This window comes from Otariodibacter oris (genome assembly GCF_009684715.1).
GTDB lineage: Bacteria > Pseudomonadota > Gammaproteobacteria > Enterobacterales > Pasteurellaceae > Otariodibacter > Otariodibacter oris.
In genome coordinates, this window is record NZ_CP016604.1 from 1,403,909 (window position 1) to 1,423,247 (window position 19,339).

Annotated in this window: 8 protein-coding genes; 2 read left to right on the top strand and 6 right to left on the bottom strand. The window is 36.1% G+C overall.

The genetic code is table 11. The features are described 5' to 3' along the window. Positions 1-47 precede the first annotated feature (47 nt). Complete coding sequence (ppc, locus tag A6A10_RS06530; RefSeq protein WP_121120795.1) at positions 48-2,687, top strand: phosphoenolpyruvate carboxylase; 2,640 nt, start codon at positions 48-50, stop codon at positions 2,685-2,687. Positions 2,688-2,865: 178 nt separating this feature from the next. On the opposite strand, the gene A6A10_RS06535 is transcribed toward ppc, so the two are convergent. The 6 genes from A6A10_RS06535 to glmU form a co-directional block, all read right to left on the bottom strand. Continuing rightward, on the bottom strand, positions 2,866-13,335 hold the full coding sequence (locus A6A10_RS06535) for a YadA-like family protein (protein WP_195759396.1): 10,470 nt from the start codon (positions 13,333-13,335) through the stop codon (positions 2,866-2,868). 424 nt (positions 13,336-13,759) lie between these two features. After that, complete coding sequence (locus A6A10_RS06540; RefSeq protein WP_121120793.1) at positions 13,760-14,530, bottom strand: FNR family transcription factor; 771 nt, start codon at positions 14,528-14,530, stop codon at positions 13,760-13,762. A gap of 259 nt (positions 14,531-14,789) precedes the next feature. Continuing rightward, positions 14,790-15,371: a thymidine kinase gene (locus tag A6A10_RS06545; RefSeq protein ID WP_121120791.1), complete on the bottom strand. Its 582-nt coding sequence runs from the start codon at positions 15,369-15,371 to the stop codon at positions 14,790-14,792. Between the two features lie 75 nt (positions 15,372-15,446). Beyond that, positions 15,447-15,665: a cell division protein ZapB gene (gene zapB, locus A6A10_RS06550; RefSeq protein WP_121120790.1), complete on the bottom strand. Its 219-nt coding sequence runs from the start codon at positions 15,663-15,665 to the stop codon at positions 15,447-15,449. A gap of 115 nt (positions 15,666-15,780) precedes the next feature. Then, positions 15,781-16,347 (bottom strand): elongation factor P, encoded by a 567-nt coding sequence (gene efp, locus A6A10_RS06555; protein WP_121120788.1) that lies wholly within the window; start codon positions 16,345-16,347, stop codon positions 15,781-15,783. A 157-nt stretch (positions 16,348-16,504) separates the two neighbouring features. Continuing rightward, complete coding sequence (gene glmU / locus A6A10_RS06560; RefSeq protein WP_121120786.1) at positions 16,505-17,869, bottom strand: bifunctional UDP-N-acetylglucosamine diphosphorylase/glucosamine-1-phosphate N-acetyltransferase GlmU; 1,365 nt, start codon at positions 17,867-17,869, stop codon at positions 16,505-16,507. 227 nt (positions 17,870-18,096) lie between these two features. On the opposite strand from glmU, the gene hmpA reads away from it, so the two are divergent. After that, positions 18,097-19,251 (top strand): NO-inducible flavohemoprotein, encoded by a 1,155-nt coding sequence (hmpA, locus tag A6A10_RS06565; protein WP_121120784.1) that lies wholly within the window; start codon positions 18,097-18,099, stop codon positions 19,249-19,251. Positions 19,252-19,339: the final 88 nt, after the last annotated feature.

Below are 19,339 nucleotides of genomic sequence, written 5' to 3' on the forward strand. Positions count from 1 at the left end.
TTAGGTATATCTATGCAATAAAATTTTACCTAAAAAGAGGATAAGCGATGAGCCAACTTTACGAATCAATGCGTCACAACATTCATATGCTAGGTGACTTTCTTGGTGAAACCATTCGAGATGCACAAGGCAATGAAATTTTAGAACTCATTGAAAATATTAGACAACTCTCTCGAAGTTCACGTTCAGGGGATGAAAAAGCAAGAGAAGAATTACTTGATATCCTCGCCAATATTTCCACAGAAAACGTTATTCCTGTTGCAAGAGCATTTAGCCAATTCTTAAATCTCACCAACATTGCAGAACAATACCAAACAATCTCACGCCATAGTCAAGATTCATCATTAGGTGATCGCTCGCTAGGACAATTATTTGAACGTTTAAAAGCACAACATATCCCTGCTGAAAAAGTGATTGAAACAGTTGAAAAATTACTTATTGATCTCGTATTAACCGCTCATCCAACTGAAGTCACTCGACGTTCACTCGTCAATAAACATGTTGAAATTAATCGTACTTTGAGCCGTTTAGAACATAATGATTTAACTGATAAAGAAACAACTAAATTAAAACGACGCTTAATGCAACTCATTGCATTAGCATGGCATACCAATGAAATTCGTACAAAACGCCCAACACCAGTAGATGAAGCAAAGTGGGGAATGGCAGTTATTGAAAATAGCTTGTGGAAAGCAGTACCTGAATTTTGTCGCCAAATTAATTATCATTTAGAAAAAAACTTTGGCGTTCAACATCCTGTTGGTCTAGCACCTGTCCGCTTTTCTTCTTGGATGGGAGGAGACAGAGATGGTAACCCATTTGTTACAGCCGAAACAACTCGTCAAGTATTACAGATGAATCGCTGGAAAGCGGCGGATCTTTTTTTAGAAGATATAAAATCACTTGCGGATGAACTTTCAATAGTAAACTGTACTCCTGAATTTCGAGCAAAATATGGGGATCATAAAGAACCTTACCGAATTTTAATGAAAAAATTGCGAGAAAAGCTGACCAATACCGTGACCTATTATGCTGAGTTGCTACAAGGTAAAACATTAAGTATTAGTTCTAAAGATATCTTAGTAAACGATGAGCAACTATGGGAACCATTATACGATTGTTACCAATCATTACATAAATGTGGCATGCGAATTATCGCTAATGGCGGCCTGCTAGATTGTTTACGTAGAGTTCGTTGCTTCGGATTAGGGCTATCTCGTCTTGATATCCGTCAAGAAAGTACCCGACATACCATGGCAATTGCTGAAATCACTCGCTATATTGGACTAGGCGACTATTCACAGTGGACAGAGGATGATAAACAAGCTTTTCTCGTACGAGAGCTTAGCTCCCGTCGTCCACTAGTCCCAACAAATTGGCAACCAAGTCCTGAAACACAAGAAATATTAGACACCTGTAAAGTCGTTGCAGAACAAACAGAAGGTGTTATTTCAGCCTACGTTATTTCAATGGCTAGAGAAGCTTCCGATGTACTTGCAGTACACTTATTGCTAAAAGAGGCAGGCTGTAAAATTAATATTCCTGTTGCGCCATTATTTGAAACTTTAGATGATTTAGATCGTTGTGAGAAAGTAATGACAAGCTTATTTAACATTGGTTGGTATCGTGGCGTTATTAATAATAAACAAATGGTAATGATTGGTTATTCCGATTCTGCGAAGGATGCAGGGATGCTTTCTGCCTCTTGGGCACAATACCGAGCACAAGAAGCTCTTGTCAATCTTTGTGAAAATTATTCTATTGAATTAACTTTATTCCACGGGCGTGGCGGCACTATTGGTCGTGGGGGTGCACCTGCCCATGCAGCCCTACTATCTCAACCTCCTCGTTCACTAAAAAATGGATTACGCGCTACAGAGCAAGGAGAAATGATCCGTTTTAAACTTGGTTTACCTGCGGTTGCTGTTGAAAGCTTAGATCTTTATGCTAGCGCAATTTTAGAAGCTAATTTATTCCCACCGCCAGAGCCAAAACAAGCATGGCGAGATATGATGGATCAAGCTTCTAAAATTTCTTGTGAACAGTACCGTGATATTGTAAGAGGCGAAACTGATTTTGTGCCTTATTTCAGAGCAGCAACACCAGAACAAGAACTATCAAAATTACCACTAGGTTCTCGTCCTGCAAAACGAAATCCAAATGGTGGTGTTGAAAGTTTACGTGCAATTCCTTGGATCTTTGCTTGGATGCAAAACCGATTAATGCTTCCTGCATGGCTAGGCGCTGGTTCTGCACTACAACAATTTATAGATAATGGACAAGAAGAATTACTTAGAGCAATGTGCCAAGAGTGGCCTTTCTTCTCTACACGAATTGGTATGTTAGAGATGGTATTCAGTAAAACAGATTTATGGCTTGCAGAACATTACGATCAACGCCTTGTACCTGAAAATCTACATCATTTAGGCGAAACATTACGTAATCAACTAAAATCAGATATTAAAACTGTTTTATCTCTCGCTCATGAAGGACAACTCATGGCCGATTTACCTTGGATTGCTGAATCAATCGCTTTACGTAATATTTATACAGATCCACTTAATTTACTTCAAGTAGAATTATTGCACCGATTACGATTACAAGGAGAAAATCCAAATCCAGAATTAGAACAAGCATTGATGATTACCATTACTGGAATTGCAGCCGGTATGCGTAATACTGGCTAAAAGCAATAAGTACTAGTAAATTTACACAATATTTATATGAACTTACCGCTTGTAACTACAGGCGGTATTTTTATATTTAACGACAATAATCTTAAATCTTACTGATAAAAAAGCCCCCTTCAAAAGAAGGGGGCTTTGTACTAATTAATGCTAGTTAAGCTGAATTAATTTGTGTAAATTACCATTGGTAACCAACACCAACCGATCCACCAAAGTCACCACGAGTATTAGCATTACCTTGAAGTTTCAAGATAAGCTTACCGTTGTCACTTGCACGTGAATAACCAACTGCAACTGCATTTTGACCTCTAAACGTACCTGCTGATGCAGCTACCATTGACTTACCAGGTAAGTAAACTTGTGGTAAACCTGCCGCAGCATTTGCTCCAGCAATACCTGCTCTGAGATCTTTGTTGTTACGGTTAACTTTATCAGCAATACCTTTAGTAAGAGCATTCAATTGATTTACATTAGCCGCATCTGTGCCATTTCTGCCAGGTCCTACATTAGTAATAGGTTTACCTCCAGCATCAATACCAGACTTAGTAATTGATGGACCTTGATTAATAGTTACACCATTGTTATCAACTCTTGTATCACCAACGGTTACGCTACCTTCAGGACCTAAATCAATATCTTTTGCAAGTTTAACTGCCAATGTACCTTGACCATCAGATACTACACCAATATTTGGATTATTTGATAGCTTAGTTGCATCTTGCTGACCACCAGATACCTTAACTGTTTCACCTAATTTACGACTAGATGCAGTACCGCTATCACCAGCAAAGACTAATCCATCATCCATTGTTGCAACTTGACGAGTAATTGTTGCATTTGGATTTCTTGGATCTGGAGTCGTATAAGTAATACGATTAATTCCATCTTTACTATCGTTAGGATCTACTGTTGGTTTTCCTCTCTCTAGTTTGATATCTGTATTAATACCATTAGCACCATCCTTACCGCTTAATCCTATAGTACCAACACCATCTTTACTAGAAATAGAAACACCTGGCTGACCATTTTGTCCTGGTTCGCCTATAACAATTTCTTTAACATCCAAAGTATCTGTGGTTGCAATTTCATAACCATTATTTACTTGAGTGATCTTAATATTCTTACCGGCATCTAGACCTAATGTCTCATTATTATTAATACGAGAATCTGATAAATCATCTGCCTTAATAAATTGACCACCTTCGTTAGCTTTACCAGCTAGTTCGAAACCAGAGTTGTTTACTTTGTCGCTTAAAGAATCGTAGACAGAGCCTAACTGATCTTCAGTTGCAGCTTGACCAGAAGTAAAATCATTTGGATTAAAGGTTTTATTTGTCAAGTTAGTAATAGTACCTTTATCACCATCAATAGTAACTTTATTGTCACCATCACCAATACTTACAACTGGAGCTAAATCAAAGCTAACATTATTTCCATCTTTTACAATTTCAATATTGCCATCAGTATTATTCAGATCAACTGTACCACCAGGGGCTACATTTGAACTGTCCTTACCATTAGCTGTAAGATTCCAACCTTTATTAGCAATTTGTTGAACTTTGTATAGTTGGTTTCCATTCACTGCATCTTTACTATTTGGACTGATATCACCATCTGCAACATTAGTAATTCTAACTGGTTCACCTTCAGAGCCACCTAAGCGAATGTTACCATTATTATCACTAGATAATTTTGGTCCATTATCCCCAAGTTGTACTGTTTTAAAGGTTACATCATCTTTAGTAGCTACAGTAATATTAGTTCCATCTTGTGTAACAGTAATGTTTCTACCATCATTGAATTCAACAACATCACCAGCTTTCACTAACTCACCAGCTTGTTCGTTAGCTTTAAGTGTGAATCCTGTATTATTCATTGCATTAGCAAGATCACCAGCTGTTACAAATCTATCTTGATTTTCATCTGTTGGAGTAACAATTCTACCCTTAGGAGTATTGCCATTCGCATCAGTTGCTACATCAGAAACAGTTAATGTTGTATTCAGTACATTAAATGTAATGTTTGCAACAGAGCCATCTTCATTTACTGATACATTTGCAGCCGTACCCTTGCCATCAACAAACGCAATTGAATCGTAAGCTTTTACAAAATCTTTCGCGGTATTGTTTTCCTTCAAGTTCCAACCTGCATTCAACACATCACCTACAGTTGCTGCATTATTTAATTTATAAGCATTAGCTCCAGTGAAGTCAGGTGCAGCTTGAGAAAGCGTTGCCTCTGTTGTACCTACTTTATTTGTAGTTACTGGTAAATTACCCTTCACATTAGCTAATGTAGTTGGAGTAGTTGTTGTATTTGTTCCACTGTTCATTGAAGCGATAACTTGATCTGCTGGTACTACTGCACCTGAGCCATCTTGTTTCTCATTAAATGAACCATCTGCTTGTTTGTATACTTTGCTACCATCAGCTTTTGTGTATACCACTGGCAATTGTGCAGACTCAACAACACCTTGTGCATTTACATCAACAGTAATTGTACGTTTATCTCCTGTAGTCTTACCAGATACAGTCGCTAAACCTGTTCCAACAAACTCAACTTCTTGAGCATTACGAACTTGTGCTGTATATGCTTCACCTAACTTATCTGTAGTTTTATTTGATGAAACAATCCAACCCATATTTTTCGCATCAGCAACTGTCAATGCATTACCATCTGTTGCATCTGTTAAGTTAGTTAACCCTTTTCTATTGTCAGGATCTGTATAAACATCAGCTGCTTTACCTACATTACTAACAACTTTATTACCTGCGCTAATACCATCTTTAGTGATAGCAATAGGATTACTTGTTGGATTTGCAGGATCTGTCGGTACATTAATTGTAGTAAATGTCGCGTTTTCATCTGTTGCTATAGTGAAATTACCACCTTCTCTAGTTATCTTGATGTTTTTACCATCTTTAAAGTCGATAACATCGCCTGGATTTACAAATTCACCTTCATCTGAATTCACTTTAAATGTGAAACCAGTGTTGTTTACAGCATCAGCTATGTCACCCGCTGTTACAAATTTATCTTTATCTGCAGCATTTGGAGTAACAAGTTTTCCTTTAGGTGTATTGCCATTGTTGCTAGCAGCACCTTCAGAAGCTGTTAATGTTGTATTCACTACATTAAATGTAATACTTGCAACAGAGCCATCTTCATTTACTGATACATTTGCAGCTGTACCCTTGCCATCAACAAACGCAATTGAATCGTAAGCTTTTACAAAATCTTTCGCGGTATTGTTTTCTTTCAAGTTCCAACCTGCATTCAACACATCACCTACAGTTGCTGCATTATTCAATGAAGCTTCCTTACCAGTGAAGTCAGGTGCATCTTGAGATACTGTTGCTTCTTTTGTACCTACTTTATTTGTAGTTACTGGTAAATTACTCTTCACATTAGCTAATGTAGTTGGAGTAGTTGTTGTATTTGTTCCACTGTTCATTGAAGCGATAACTTGATCTGCTGGTACTGTTGCACCTGAGCCATCTTGTTTCTCATTAAATGAACCATTTGCTTGTTTGTATACTTTGCTACCATCAGCCTTTGTGTATACCACTGGCAATTGTGCAGACTCAACAACACCTTGTGCATTTACATCAACAGTAATTGTACGTTTATCTGCTGTAGTCTTACCAGATACAGTCGCTAAACCTGTTCCAACAAACTCAACTTCTTGAGCATTACGAACTTGTGCTGTATATGCTTCACCTAACTTATCTGTAGTTTTATCTGATGAAACAATCCAACCCATATTTTTCGCATCAGCAACTGTTAATGCATTACCATCTGTTGCATCTGTTAAGTTAGTTAACCCTTTTCTATTGTCAGGATCTGTATAAACATCAGCTGCTTTACCTACATTACTAACAACTTTATTACCTGCGCTAATACCATCTTTAGTGATAGCAATAGGATTACTTGTTGGATTTGCAGGATCTGTCGGTACATTAATTGTAGTAAATGTCGCGTTTTCATCTGTTGCTATAGTGAAATTACCACCTTCTCTAGTTATCTTGATGTTTTTACCATCTTTAAAGTCGATAACATCGCCTGGATTTACAAATTCACCTTCATCTGAATTCACTTTAAATGTGAAACCAGTGTTGTTTACAGCATCAGCTATGTCACCCGCTGTTACAAATTTATCTTTATCTGCAGCATTTGGAGTAACGACTTTTCCTTTAGGTGTATTGCCATTGTTGCTAGCAGCACCTTCAGAAGCTGTTAATGTTGTATTCACTACATTAAATGTAATATTTGCAACAGAGCCATCTTCATTTATTGATACATTTGCAGCTGTACCCTTGCCATCAACAAACGCAATTGAATCGTAAGCTTTTACAAAATCTTTCGCGGTATTGTTTTCTTTCAAGTTCCAACCTGCATTCAACACATCACCTACAGTTGCTGCATTATTCAATGAAGCTTCCTTACCAGTGAAGTCAGGTGCATCTTGAGATACTGTTGCTTCTTTTGTACCTACTTTATTTGTAGTTACTGGTAAATTACCCTTCACATTAGCTAATGTAGTTGGAGTAGTTGTTGCATTTGTTCCACTGTTCATTGAAGCGATAACTTGATCTGCTGGTACTGTTGCACCTGAGCCATCTTGTTTCTCATTAAATGAACCATTTGCTTGTTTGTATACTTTGCTACCATCAGCCTTTGTGTATACCACTGGCAATTGTGCAGACTCAACAACACCTTGTGCATTTACATCAACAGTAATTGTACGTTTATCTGCTGTAGTCTTACCAGATACAGTCGCTAAACCTGTTCCAACAAACTCAACTTCTTGAGCATTACGAACTTGTGCTGTATATGCTTCACCTAACTTATCTGTAGTTTTATCTGATGAAACAATCCAACCCATATTTTTCGCATCAGCAACTGTTAATGCATTACCATCTGTTGCATCTGTTAAGTTAGTTAACCCTTTTCTATTGTCAGGATCTGTATAAACATCAGCTGCTTTACCTACATTACTAACAACTTTATTACCTGCGCTAATACCATCTTTAGTGATAGCAATAGGATTACTTGTTGGATTTGCAGGATCTGTCGGTACATTAATTGTAGTAAATGTCGCGTTTTCATCTGTTGCTATAGTGAAATTACCACCTTCTCTAGTTATCTTGATGTTTTTACCATCTTTAAAGTCGATAACATCGCCTGGATTTACAAATTCACCTTCATCTGAATTCACTTTAAATGTGAAACCAGTGTTGTTTACAGCATCAGCTATGTCACCCGCTGTTACAAATTTATCTTTATCTGCAGCATTTGGAGTAACGACTTTTCCTTTAGGTGTATTGCCATTGTTGCTAGCAGCACCTTCAGAAGCTGTTAATGTTGTATTCACTACATTAAATGTAATATTTGCAACAGAGCCATCTTCATTTATTGATACATTTGCAGCTGTACCATTACCATCAACAAACGCAATTGAATCGTAAGCTTTTACAAAATCTTTCGCGGTATTGTTTTCTTTCAAGTTCCAACCTGCATTCAACACATCACCTACAGTTGCTGCATTATTCAATGAAGCTTCCTTACCAGTGAAGTCAGGTGCAAGTTGAGATACTGTTGCTTCTGTTGTACCTACTTTATTTGTAGTTACTGGTAAATTACCCTTCACATTAGCTAATGTAGTTGGAGTAGTTGTTGCATTTGCTCCACTGTTCATTGAAGCGATAACTTGATCTGCTGCTACTGTTGCACCTAAGCCATCTTGTTTCTCATTAAATGAACCATCTGCTTGTTTATATACTTTGCTACCATCAGCTTTTGTGTATACCACTGGCAATTGTGCAGACTCGATAACACGTTGTGCATTTACATCAACAGTAATTGTACGTTTATCATTATCAGATTTACCAGATACAGTTGCTAAACCTGTTCCAACAAACTCAACTTCTTGAGCATTACGAACTTGTGCTGTATATGCTTCACCTAACTTATCTGTAGTTTTATTTGATGAAACAATCCAACCCATATTTTTCGCATCTGCAACTGTTAATGCATTACCATCTGTTGCATCTGTTAAGTTAGTTAACCCTTTTCTATTGTCAGGATCTGTATAAACATCAGCTGCTTTACCTACATTACTAACAACTTTATTACCTGCGCTAATACCATCTTTAGTGATAGCAATAGGGCTATTTGTTGGATTTGCAGGATCTGTCGGTACATTAATTGTAGTAAATGTCGCGTTTTCATCTGTTGCTATAGTGAAATTACCACCATTTCTAGTTATCTTGATGTTTTTACCATCTTTAAAGTCGATAACATCACCTGGATTTACAAATTCACCATCATCTGAATTCACTTTAAATGTGAATCCTGTTTTATTGATAGCATCAGCAATATTTCCTGCTGTCACAAATTTATTTTTGTCAGCATCAGATGGAGCAACAACTTTACCCTGAGCTGCATTTGCAGCTGTATTAGAACCATCAACAACAGATATAACCGTATCTAGAACATTAAATGTTACATTTGCAATAGTACCATTTTCATTTACAGAAACATTTGCAATTGTACTTGTACCATTAACAAAATTTACCGTGTCGTATGCTTTTACAAAGTCTTTATCGACGTTATTTTCTTTCAGGTTCCAACCTGCATTCAATACATCACTCACTGTTGCTACTTTGGATGTATCTATATTACTAGGTGCAACTCCGTTGTTTACATTATTAGTTGGTAAAGTGCTATTTAAACCACTGATAGTTTTATTTGTACCATCAATTGATATACCGCCATCTTGTGGTCCAACATGAACTACATCATTAAGTTTAAATGTGACATTATTATTATCTGGTGATTTTTCAATAATTATGTTTCCATCTTTATTGCTTAAATCTACTTTTTCGCCAGGATTAACAACAGAGCCTTGTTGTCCACCAACTGACAATGTAAAGCCTGATTGATTTACAGCATCAATAACATCTTGTGCTTTTACAAGTGCATTTGGATCTGTAACTTTATCACTCACACCTGCATCACCAGCACCAACTTTACCAGTTGCTGGGTTTGCACTAATCTTCTCAGAACTTACACTAATATTAACTAAATAATCTGAACCGTTTGAAGCTGTACCAGCTTCAACTTTTACAGAATCTAATCCACGAATTACAACATTATCATTTGGATTAACTTTTCCATCTTGTACATTTGTTGCTTCATTCGAGCCTTGTGCAACTTTCAAATTCCAGCTTGAATTCTGAACAGTACTGTTCAATTGATTTAGGTTAACTGCATCGTTACCATCTACAGCTGTAGAAACGTTAGTAATTTTCTTACCGTTAGCATCAATACCATCTTTTGAAAGTGATGGACCACCAACAACGCGAACGCCTTCTGTTGCATTAACATTAGTGAAAGTTACATTATTAGCTGTCGAATAAGTAATATCATTACCATCTTGTTGAACTACAAGATTATCTCCTGCTTTGAATGAAATTTTATCACTAGGTTTAATTACTCTATCTTGAACAGCGCCTACTTGTTTCTCGGAAATATTTCCACCAATTGTAGAAACCCAACCAGATTCATTAATAGCTTTACTTACAGTAGTTGCATTTACTAATTGATCACCATTAGTAACGGTACTAATTTTTCCATCATTACCAACTGGTAGGTCTGTTGTTTTAACATTCACACTAACAGAAGGATTATTTGGATCCATTAAATCAATAATTGCTTGAGTATTATTTCCATCAACAAATGTTACTTGTGAATCAGGTTTGACTACTGATGATGAAGGAGTACCAGTACTGTCTTTGCCACCTAATTTCCATCCAGTATTATTAATAGCATTAACTACATCGCTAGTTGTTGCTAACTTAGAATCTGCTGCATCATCAGTTTTTGCTTTATTAGACTCAACAGAAATATCACCTTTTAATAAGTCTTTAACTTCTGCAGAATCAATATCAAATTTAACAGTAGATACGTTATTATTAGCAGTTGTTATATTTACTTTTGTACCTTGTCCATCAACAAAATCTATAGCATCACCAGCAGTGATCTTGTCTTTGTCTTGCCCTTTTTCTTTTAAAGTCCAAGAAGCATTGTTCACTGCATTAGCTAATGTGGTTACATTTACTAAATTTTTTCCACCATCAGCAGGAACATTCACTTTACCACTAGCGTTATCAATAGATGCTTCGCCAGTTTTCACATTAAAGGTAACATTAGTAGCAGCTTGTCCATCATTAGATTTTACTACTACAGATTCTACTGTATCGCTACCAACAAAGTTTACTTGGTTACCAGGTTTAACATCGCTAATTTTTGTAGCATTAGTATCACCAATTCCCCATCCTTTATCAGCGAGTTCTTTAACTTGATTTAATTGAGATAAATTTACAGCATCCTTACCATCAGTTCCATCTGCAAGATTTGTGATTTTAATAGGAGTATTCCCATTAGGACCTGATAATTTTATATTTCCATCATTATTTGTAATCTTAGGTCCATTATTACCTAATTGTACGCTATCAAAATTAACATCATTTTGAGTAGCAAAAGTAAAATTAGTACCTGCTTGTTTAACAGTTAAGTTCTTACCTGCTTGTAATTTAACTGTATCGCCAGCTTTAACTGAAGCATCAGTTTTTGAATGACCATTATCTGCAAATTTGCCTCCTTCTACATCAGAAGTCACTTTCCAGAATGAATTATTTACTGCATCAATTACATTTTTAGCTGTCACTAATGCATTTTCATTCGCAACATTTGCAGCACCATTATTTCCTGTTGCTTTACCTGTTGATGCATTAACTGAAACAGGCTCAGTTTTGATTTCAGGCAAGTCAACATCAAATGTTACTTTAGTTACACCTAAAGCATTTTCAGCAGTTACATTTGCTTTAGTATTTTTACCATCAACAAACTGAACGGCTTCTCCTGGAGTAACTGTACTCTTAACAGTATTACCATTATCAAGAACTTGGAAGCCTCTATTTACATAAGTATTTAAATTCGTTAAAGCTTGTCCAACATTGTTTGCAGGATCAATTGCATCCTCATTTCCAGCAGCTTTACGATTTGCAACATTCACAGTATAAGTTGGAGCTGTTACAGTTCCATTATTTGGATTTAGAGTAGCGCCGCCACCTAAATTATTTTGTACAGCTTTAGCTAAATTACCTAATGCATTTTGAGTTAAATAAAGTTGTGAGCCATTAATTGCATCTGTAGAAGTAGCAGAAATATTTCCTGCTGCAACATTGATTAGCTGACGCTCATTTCCAATACTACCAACACTTACAACACCTTTAGCTGGTGCACCTTGCCCAGCAAAACCTGAGTAAGTTATACCATTTACAGTGGCTGAGTTTTCTACTGTTGCTGCTCTGTCGCTTGAACTATTACCTAAAACAACACTATTAGCTTGAGAAGTAGTTACGTTATTACCAACAACATAAGTATTATTTTGAGCAATCTTGTTGTTGTAACCTACAGCACCAGAATCTTTAGCATCAGCAGTAAGATTATTTTTAACACCTACCGCTAATCCATTTTCTGAGCCTACTGAGGTTTCACTACCAACAGCTATAGCCGCTTGTCCAGATGCTGCTGCAGCTGAATTTCGAGTTGTAGAACCACCAATTGCAATAGATTTATCACCAGTTGCATTTGAGAGCGAACCTAATGCAGTAGCTGCATTAGCACGGGCATAAGCATGACGACCGATAGCAGTAGCATTGTCTGCATCAGCATAACTTGCAGCACCAAATGCAGAAGAACGCTCATTCAGTGCTTTAGCAGCAGGCCCTACAGCTGTTGCAAATTTACCTGAAATCTCAGTAGCTCTATCATTTTTACGGAAACGATCTTCTGTAAAAGTTGGGCCTTGTTTCCCTGTACCAGCTTGAGCAAAGGCACCTATTGCAACTGATTCTTCAGAATAAGCAATTGTATTACGTGCACCTAAAGCTGTCCCTCTAGATGAATAGACAGCCGCATTATCACCGAGAGCGATACCATATTTTACACCCGGTTGAATACGAACATCACTACCAATTGCAACAGCACCCAATACATTGTCTGAATCAACTTCTGCACCATTTTCAAAACCAACGTGAGTATTTGCACCTATAGCAATAGAATCTGCGCCACTGTTATATGTACGTTGCTGTTTCTCACCGAATCCTAACCAGTCGCCATAGGTTCCAATTGTGATAGCGCCATTACCCGTTGATGTTACGCCATTACCAATTGCAACACCTGGACGAGGTGCAATCCCTGCGAAATCACCACTACGGTTAATAATATTATTACCAAGTGCAATATTGTTTCCACCACCAGCAGTAGTAAGACCAAAACTACCTATAGTCAGATCATCACCAATCGCTAAGGTATTAGATGGTCTTCTATCGGAAGGAGTACCATCTTTATTTACATATTTCACGTTTCCAACAACTGCTTTACCTTCGGCATTGATTTCACCGATAACAACTGCTGCAAGCGTATTGACACTAAAGAATGATGTTCCAACTAATGTTGCCATCACACCTAACTTGGATAAACTACTAGATTTCGTTTTTCCCTTAGCTTTTGATAGCTCGGATACAGCGACCCAACTCTGGGTTGCTTGATTCCATATAACTCTAAAAATTTTATTCATAAAATTAATACCTACTTTGAATTGAATAAACGTTAAATAAAAATGACATCTGCAACAACAATATTCCATACAGAGCCACTCTAAATAAAATGGATACACTAAAGATCACATTCTAACTGATGGATTTTAAATCATTTTTATATAAATACCAACATATAAATCTTATGCCCCCCCATTAATTGGATAAATAACAACCATTAAAATATAATGCAAACTAATTGAACTTATTGATACATATACAGTCTGACTCAAGTAACTAGATGCTGAGTTGTATTAGTAAATAGTAAGTTTTTTTCATTTTTTAGGTAAAGCCTCACCCGATATTTTTATAAATATCGGGTTTTTTTATGGCATGAATATTCGATAAAATCTGAAAAGCTGTAACACTAAGTGCTAAATATTACAGTTGTTAGGAGTATTTAGGTCAAGAACAAGCTACAGAAACGGGAATTTGAGAACGAATTCCGCCAGCTAAATCACTTAGCTCATCCATTTTATTAATAGTAATATATTTACCTTGAACTGATATCATACCACTCTTTTGGAAGCGACCAAGTAACCGGCTAATTGTCTCAATTGTTAACCCTAGATAATTACCAATATCACCACGAGTCATAGTCAAGCGAAACTCTCTAGCTGAGAAGCCTCTAGCAGAATAGCGTTGTGACAAATTGTATAAAAATGCAGCTAATTTTTCTTCTGCACTCATTTTTGATAAAAGTAAAATCATCTCTTGATCACTTTTAATCTCACTACTCATCAATCGCATAATTTGATGTCTAATTTTTGGCATTTTTCCAGCAAGATCGTCCAAAATATCAAAAGGAATTTCACAAATCATTGAAGTCTCTAAGGCTTGGGCAAAACCAACATGTTTCATGTCGATAATTGCATCAAAACCAACTAAATCACCAGGTAAATGAAAAGCCGTAATTTGCTCCTCTCCACTCTCACTAATAGTATAGCTTTTTATAGTTCCAGAACGGATAGCATAAATAGACTTCAATTCTTCACCAGACTGAAAAATAATCTGTGATTTTTGTACAGGCTTTTTGCGCTCAATGATATTATCTAACTGAGTTAACTCATGTTCATTGAGTGTAAAAGGAAGACAAAGCTGACTAATGCTACAATTCTGGCAATGAATTGTGCAAGATGTTCTTCCATTTGTTTTTGAATCAGATACAATTTTCATAGGCGGAAATTTGTCACTTAAATTTGATTTAGGACAAATTCTAACACACTTTTAATAAAATGTAGAATAGATAAATTACTAAAATATCATCAAAAATAGGATAGTTATGCCAGCAGAAAAACTCACTAAGAAACGATTAATACAGATAATCGTCATGCTTATTATTTTAATCGTCTTTTTTCTCTACCGAACTTATACTTACTAAAAGAGTATAAATAAGGGGAAACATATTTCCCCTATCATTGTTATTCAAAATAATTTATTTACTATGTAATTTCTCTTTATAATGACGACGACAAACAGAAAGGTAAGTATCATTTCCACCAATTTGAATTTGCTCCCCTGATGAAATGGCTTCACCTTTTTCATTCATACGGATCACAAAATTGGCTTTTCTACCACAATAACAGATTGTTTTTAGTTCTTCGAGCTGATCCGCCCACGCAAGCAGATATTTACTACCTTCAAATAATTCAGCCTGAAAATCAGTTCTAAGCCCGTAGCACAAAACAGGAATATTAAGCTTATCGACAACTTCAGTCAGTTGATACACCTGATCCTTGGTTAAAAATTGAGCTTCATCAATCAAAATACAATGTAGTGTCTGTTGCTTTACATGCTCACAGACTTCCTGAAATAAATCACTTGTTGGGTAAAATAAATTAGCATCTTGTGATATCCCTATACGTGATGCCACTTTACCTACGCCATATCGGGAATCTATTGCTGCGGTATAAACGAGAGTATTCATCCCCCTTTCTTGGTAATTATATGAGGATTGAAGTAGCATTGCCGACTTCCCAGCATTCATAGAAGAGTAATAAAAGTAAAGTTTTGCCATAGGACAGATCCTATAAAAAACGGCTAATTCTAGGATTAGCCCAAGATTTAGCCGTTTTCTTTTTTAAGATTAAAATTAAACGTTGTCAATTTGACCTAAAAGTGAACGTAAACGATCTTGGAAATTTTGATGTTCCGCTTTAAGTTGTTCATGTTCCTGACGCAATAAATCGTTGGCACGATTTGCTGATTCATTTTTCTCTTTTAATTCTTCAATTTCTAATTGAAGTAATTGAATAGTTTCAACTGCTTGTTTAATTTTTCCTTCGAGTTGATCAAGAATTTCTACTGACATAATGTTTCCTCTTTTAATAATGCTTGTATATTAAGATTCTACCGCAATAGACTCTGCTTTTCATTATAAAGTTTTCACTGAATGTAAAATCTCTATAAAAAATAGACTATTGTTATTATTTTACACGAGAAACATATTCACCAGAACGAGTATCAACACGAATTACTTCACCAATTTGAATAAATAAAGGCACACGCACTACCGCACCCGTACTTAATGTAGCTGGTTTACCACCAGTTCCCGCAGTATCGCCTTTTAAACCTGGATCAGTTTCAATAACTTCTAATTCAACGAAGTTAGGCGGTGTTACGCTGATTGCAGTACCATTCCACAGTGTGATGATACAGTCTGCTTGATCGACTAACCATTTTTCATTATCACCTAATGCTTTTGCATCAACCGAAATTTGTTCAAATGTTTCAGGGTGCATGAAATACCAGAAATCATCATCTTTATAAGAATAAGTATAGTTATAATCCACTACATCTGCTGCTTCTACTGAAGTACCAGATTTGAAGTTAATTTCTAGTACTTTCCCTGAGATAAGTTTACGAATTTTTGTACGAGTAAATGCTTGACCTTTACCTGGTTTCACAAATTCATTTTCTACAATTACACAAGGTTCGCCATCTTGAATAAATTTTAAACCCGGTTTAAAGTCAGTTGTGCTATAAGTCGCCATTGTTATCCTCAAAATAAATTAAGTGCCTTTTTAGGCAAGAATATGTAATAAAAAGAGGTGCATAATACAACATTTTGTTATGCTGAACCATCTTAAATTATTTGTAATATTGCAAATTTTTATGCGGAAGTGACCGCTTGTTTATGTTTCAAATACGCTATTTTTTCTTTGTCGGACGTTGCCAACCTTGGATATGGCGTTGTGGCACACGAGAAATCACTAATTCATCTTCTGCAATATCTCTTGTTACCGTAGTTCCTGCACCGATAGTAACACCATTTGCAACGGTTACTGGAGCAACTAATTGGGTATCAGATCCCACAAATACATTATCGCCAATAATCGTTTTAAATTTATTTGCTCCATCATAATTACAGGTAATTACACCTGCACCGATATTGGTATTAGAACCAATTTTTGCATCGCCTACATAGGTTAAATGATTTACTTTAGAGCCTTTGGCAATCTCGGCATTTTTGATTTCCACAAAGTTACCAATATGGGTTTCATCCGCCAAAGTAGTACCGGGACGTAAACGTGAGAATGGGCCGATTTTTGCTTGTTTACCGATAATTGCATCTTCAATCACTGAGTAAGGTTTGATTTCTACTCCATCACCAATTTCACAATTTTTAAGGACAGAGCCCGCCCCAATTTTTACGCCATTACCTAATTTTACAGAGCCTTCTAAAATGACATTGATATCAATTTCAACATCTTTTCCATGAGAAACAGTACCACGAATATCAAAACGATTCGGGTCAATAATCGTAACACCAGCTAATAATAATTTTTCTGTTTCTCGTTTTTGATAGTAACGCTCCAAATTAGCCAGTTGTAAGTGGTTATTTGCCCCTTCCACTTCCATCAAATCTGTTGCTTGTACAGCTTGTACCGTAAATCCATCTTTATTTGCCATAGCAATAACATCGGTAATGTAATACTCACCTTGAGCGTTATTATTATCTAATTGAGCTAACCATTTTTTAAAGCTCGCACCATTTGCAACCATCACACCCGTATTAATTTCTTGGATTTTAAGTTGCTCTGGATTAGCATCTTTTTGTTCTACAATCGCCACTACTGAACCATTTTCACGAATAATTCTGCCGTAGCCTGTCGGGTTATCTAACACGACTGTTAATAATCCAATCCCATTTTCTGGTTTGGCCGCAATTAATTTTTCTAAGGTTACTTGAGTAATAAGTGGTGTGTCACCATAAAGCATAAGGATATTTTCATCATCGGCAAAAAATGGGGCTGCTTGTTGCATTGCATGCCCTGTTCCCAATTGCTCTGCTTGTAATACCCAATTTACTGGTTCATCCGCTAAACGTTGTTGTAATAATTCTCCGCCATGTCCATAAATTAAGTGAATTTGATCGACAGAAAGTTGTTTTGCAGTATCAATGACATGCTTAACCATTGGTTTGCCAGCAATAGAGTGTAATACTTTTGGGAAATCAGAATACATTCGAGTTCCTTTACCCGCAGCTAAAATCACTACACTAAGTTTATTCATTTAAAATTCCTATTATTCAATAATGTTATAGTTATTCTACCTAAAATCAGCCATAAAATAAAAATAAACAAGCGGTCAGATTTTGCAAAAATTTTACTAAAAATTATTTCTTTTTATGAAATAAAATTAACTTTGATTTGTCGCAAATCATTTTCTAAGGAAAAATGTATACTATCAATACCTGACTAAATTAATCAGGTATTCTTTTATACAACCTTGGAGTGATTATGTTAGATCAACAAACTAAAGACATTATTAAAGCCACTATTCCTGTTTTAGAACAGCATGGCACGACAATAACGCAGACATTTTATAAAAATATGTTTGAAGCTCATCCAGAACTTCTCAATATCTTTAATAAGACCAACCAAAAACAAGGCCATCAGCCAATGGCATTAGCGACAACCGTGCTAGCTGCAGCAAAACATATTGATAACCTGGCTGATATTTTACCTCACGTCGCACAAATCGGGCACAAGCACAGAGCATTAGAAATTAAACCAGAGCATTATCCGATCGTTGGTGAAAACTTACTCAAAGCAATAAAAGAAGTTCTCGGTGATGCTGCAACACCTGAAATTATTGAAGCATGGGGAAAAACCTATGGTGTTATTGCTGATATTTTTATAAAAGTTGAAAAAGACATGTACGATCATTCCGCATGGGCAGGATTCAAACCATTTAAGGTAATAAATAAACGAGCAGTATCTAACAATGTTGTAGAATTTACCGTCAAACCTGATTTTACACTACCAGAAATCGTGGCAGGTCAATATATTACCGTTCGCGTCCAGCCAAAAGGGGAAGAAAATCTTTCGTTACGTCACTACTCTATTTGTTCAACAGACACTTCTGAAGGATTAAAATTTGCGGTAAAACGTGAAGGAGAGAGTGATAAAAAAGGTCTAGTTTCCCATTATTTACACGATCAAATAAATATTGGCGACACTTTGGAATTTACTGCTCCAGCCGGAGATTTTTTACTGGTTGAAAATGAAAAACCCCTTGTTTTATTGAGTGGCGGTATAGGTATAACACCAATCCTCGCTATGTTAGAAGCTCAAGTAAATAAAAATCCATCTCGCCCTATCCACTGGATACATTCATGCTTTAATGAAAAATATCATGCATTTAAAGCAGAATCAGAGTTATTACTCTCTAAAGCACAACAAGCAACATCTCATATTGTTTATACCGAAAATGCAAATCGAATTGATGGTACTTTTATCAAGCAACATATCCCACAAGATGCAGAAATTTATCTATGTGGTTCAATTTCATTTATGGAAGGTATGCTAAAACTACTCACCGAAAATGGATGGGAAGAAAATAATATTCACTTTGAACCATTTGGTCCAAAAATGAGCATTGTTAGTGTCTAATTTATAAATTTTAAATAAAAAACAAGCGGTTAGATTTTACAAATGTTTTGCATAATCTAACCGCTTTTATATTACATAGAATGTATTT

Coding starts and splice junctions, on each gene's coding strand:
- A6A10_RS06535 (WP_195759396.1), bottom strand. CDS start 13,335: ATGAATAAAATTTTTAGAGTTATATGGAATCAAGCAACCCAGAGTTGG.
- A6A10_RS06540 (WP_121120793.1), bottom strand. CDS start 14,530: ATGAAAATTGTATCTGATTCAAAAACAAATGGAAGAACATCTTGCACA.
- efp (WP_121120788.1), bottom strand. CDS start 16,347: ATGGCGACTTATAGCACAACTGACTTTAAACCGGGTTTAAAATTTATT.
- A6A10_RS06545 (WP_121120791.1), bottom strand. CDS start 15,371: ATGGCAAAACTTTACTTTTATTACTCTTCTATGAATGCTGGGAAGTCG.
- hmpA (WP_121120784.1), top strand. CDS start 18,097: ATGTTAGATCAACAAACTAAAGACATTATTAAAGCCACTATTCCTGTT.
- zapB (WP_121120790.1), bottom strand. CDS start 15,665: ATGTCAGTAGAAATTCTTGATCAACTCGAAGGAAAAATTAAACAAGCA.
- ppc (WP_121120795.1), top strand. CDS start 48: ATGAGCCAACTTTACGAATCAATGCGTCACAACATTCATATGCTAGGT.
- glmU (WP_121120786.1), bottom strand. CDS start 17,869: ATGAATAAACTTAGTGTAGTGATTTTAGCTGCGGGTAAAGGAACTCGA.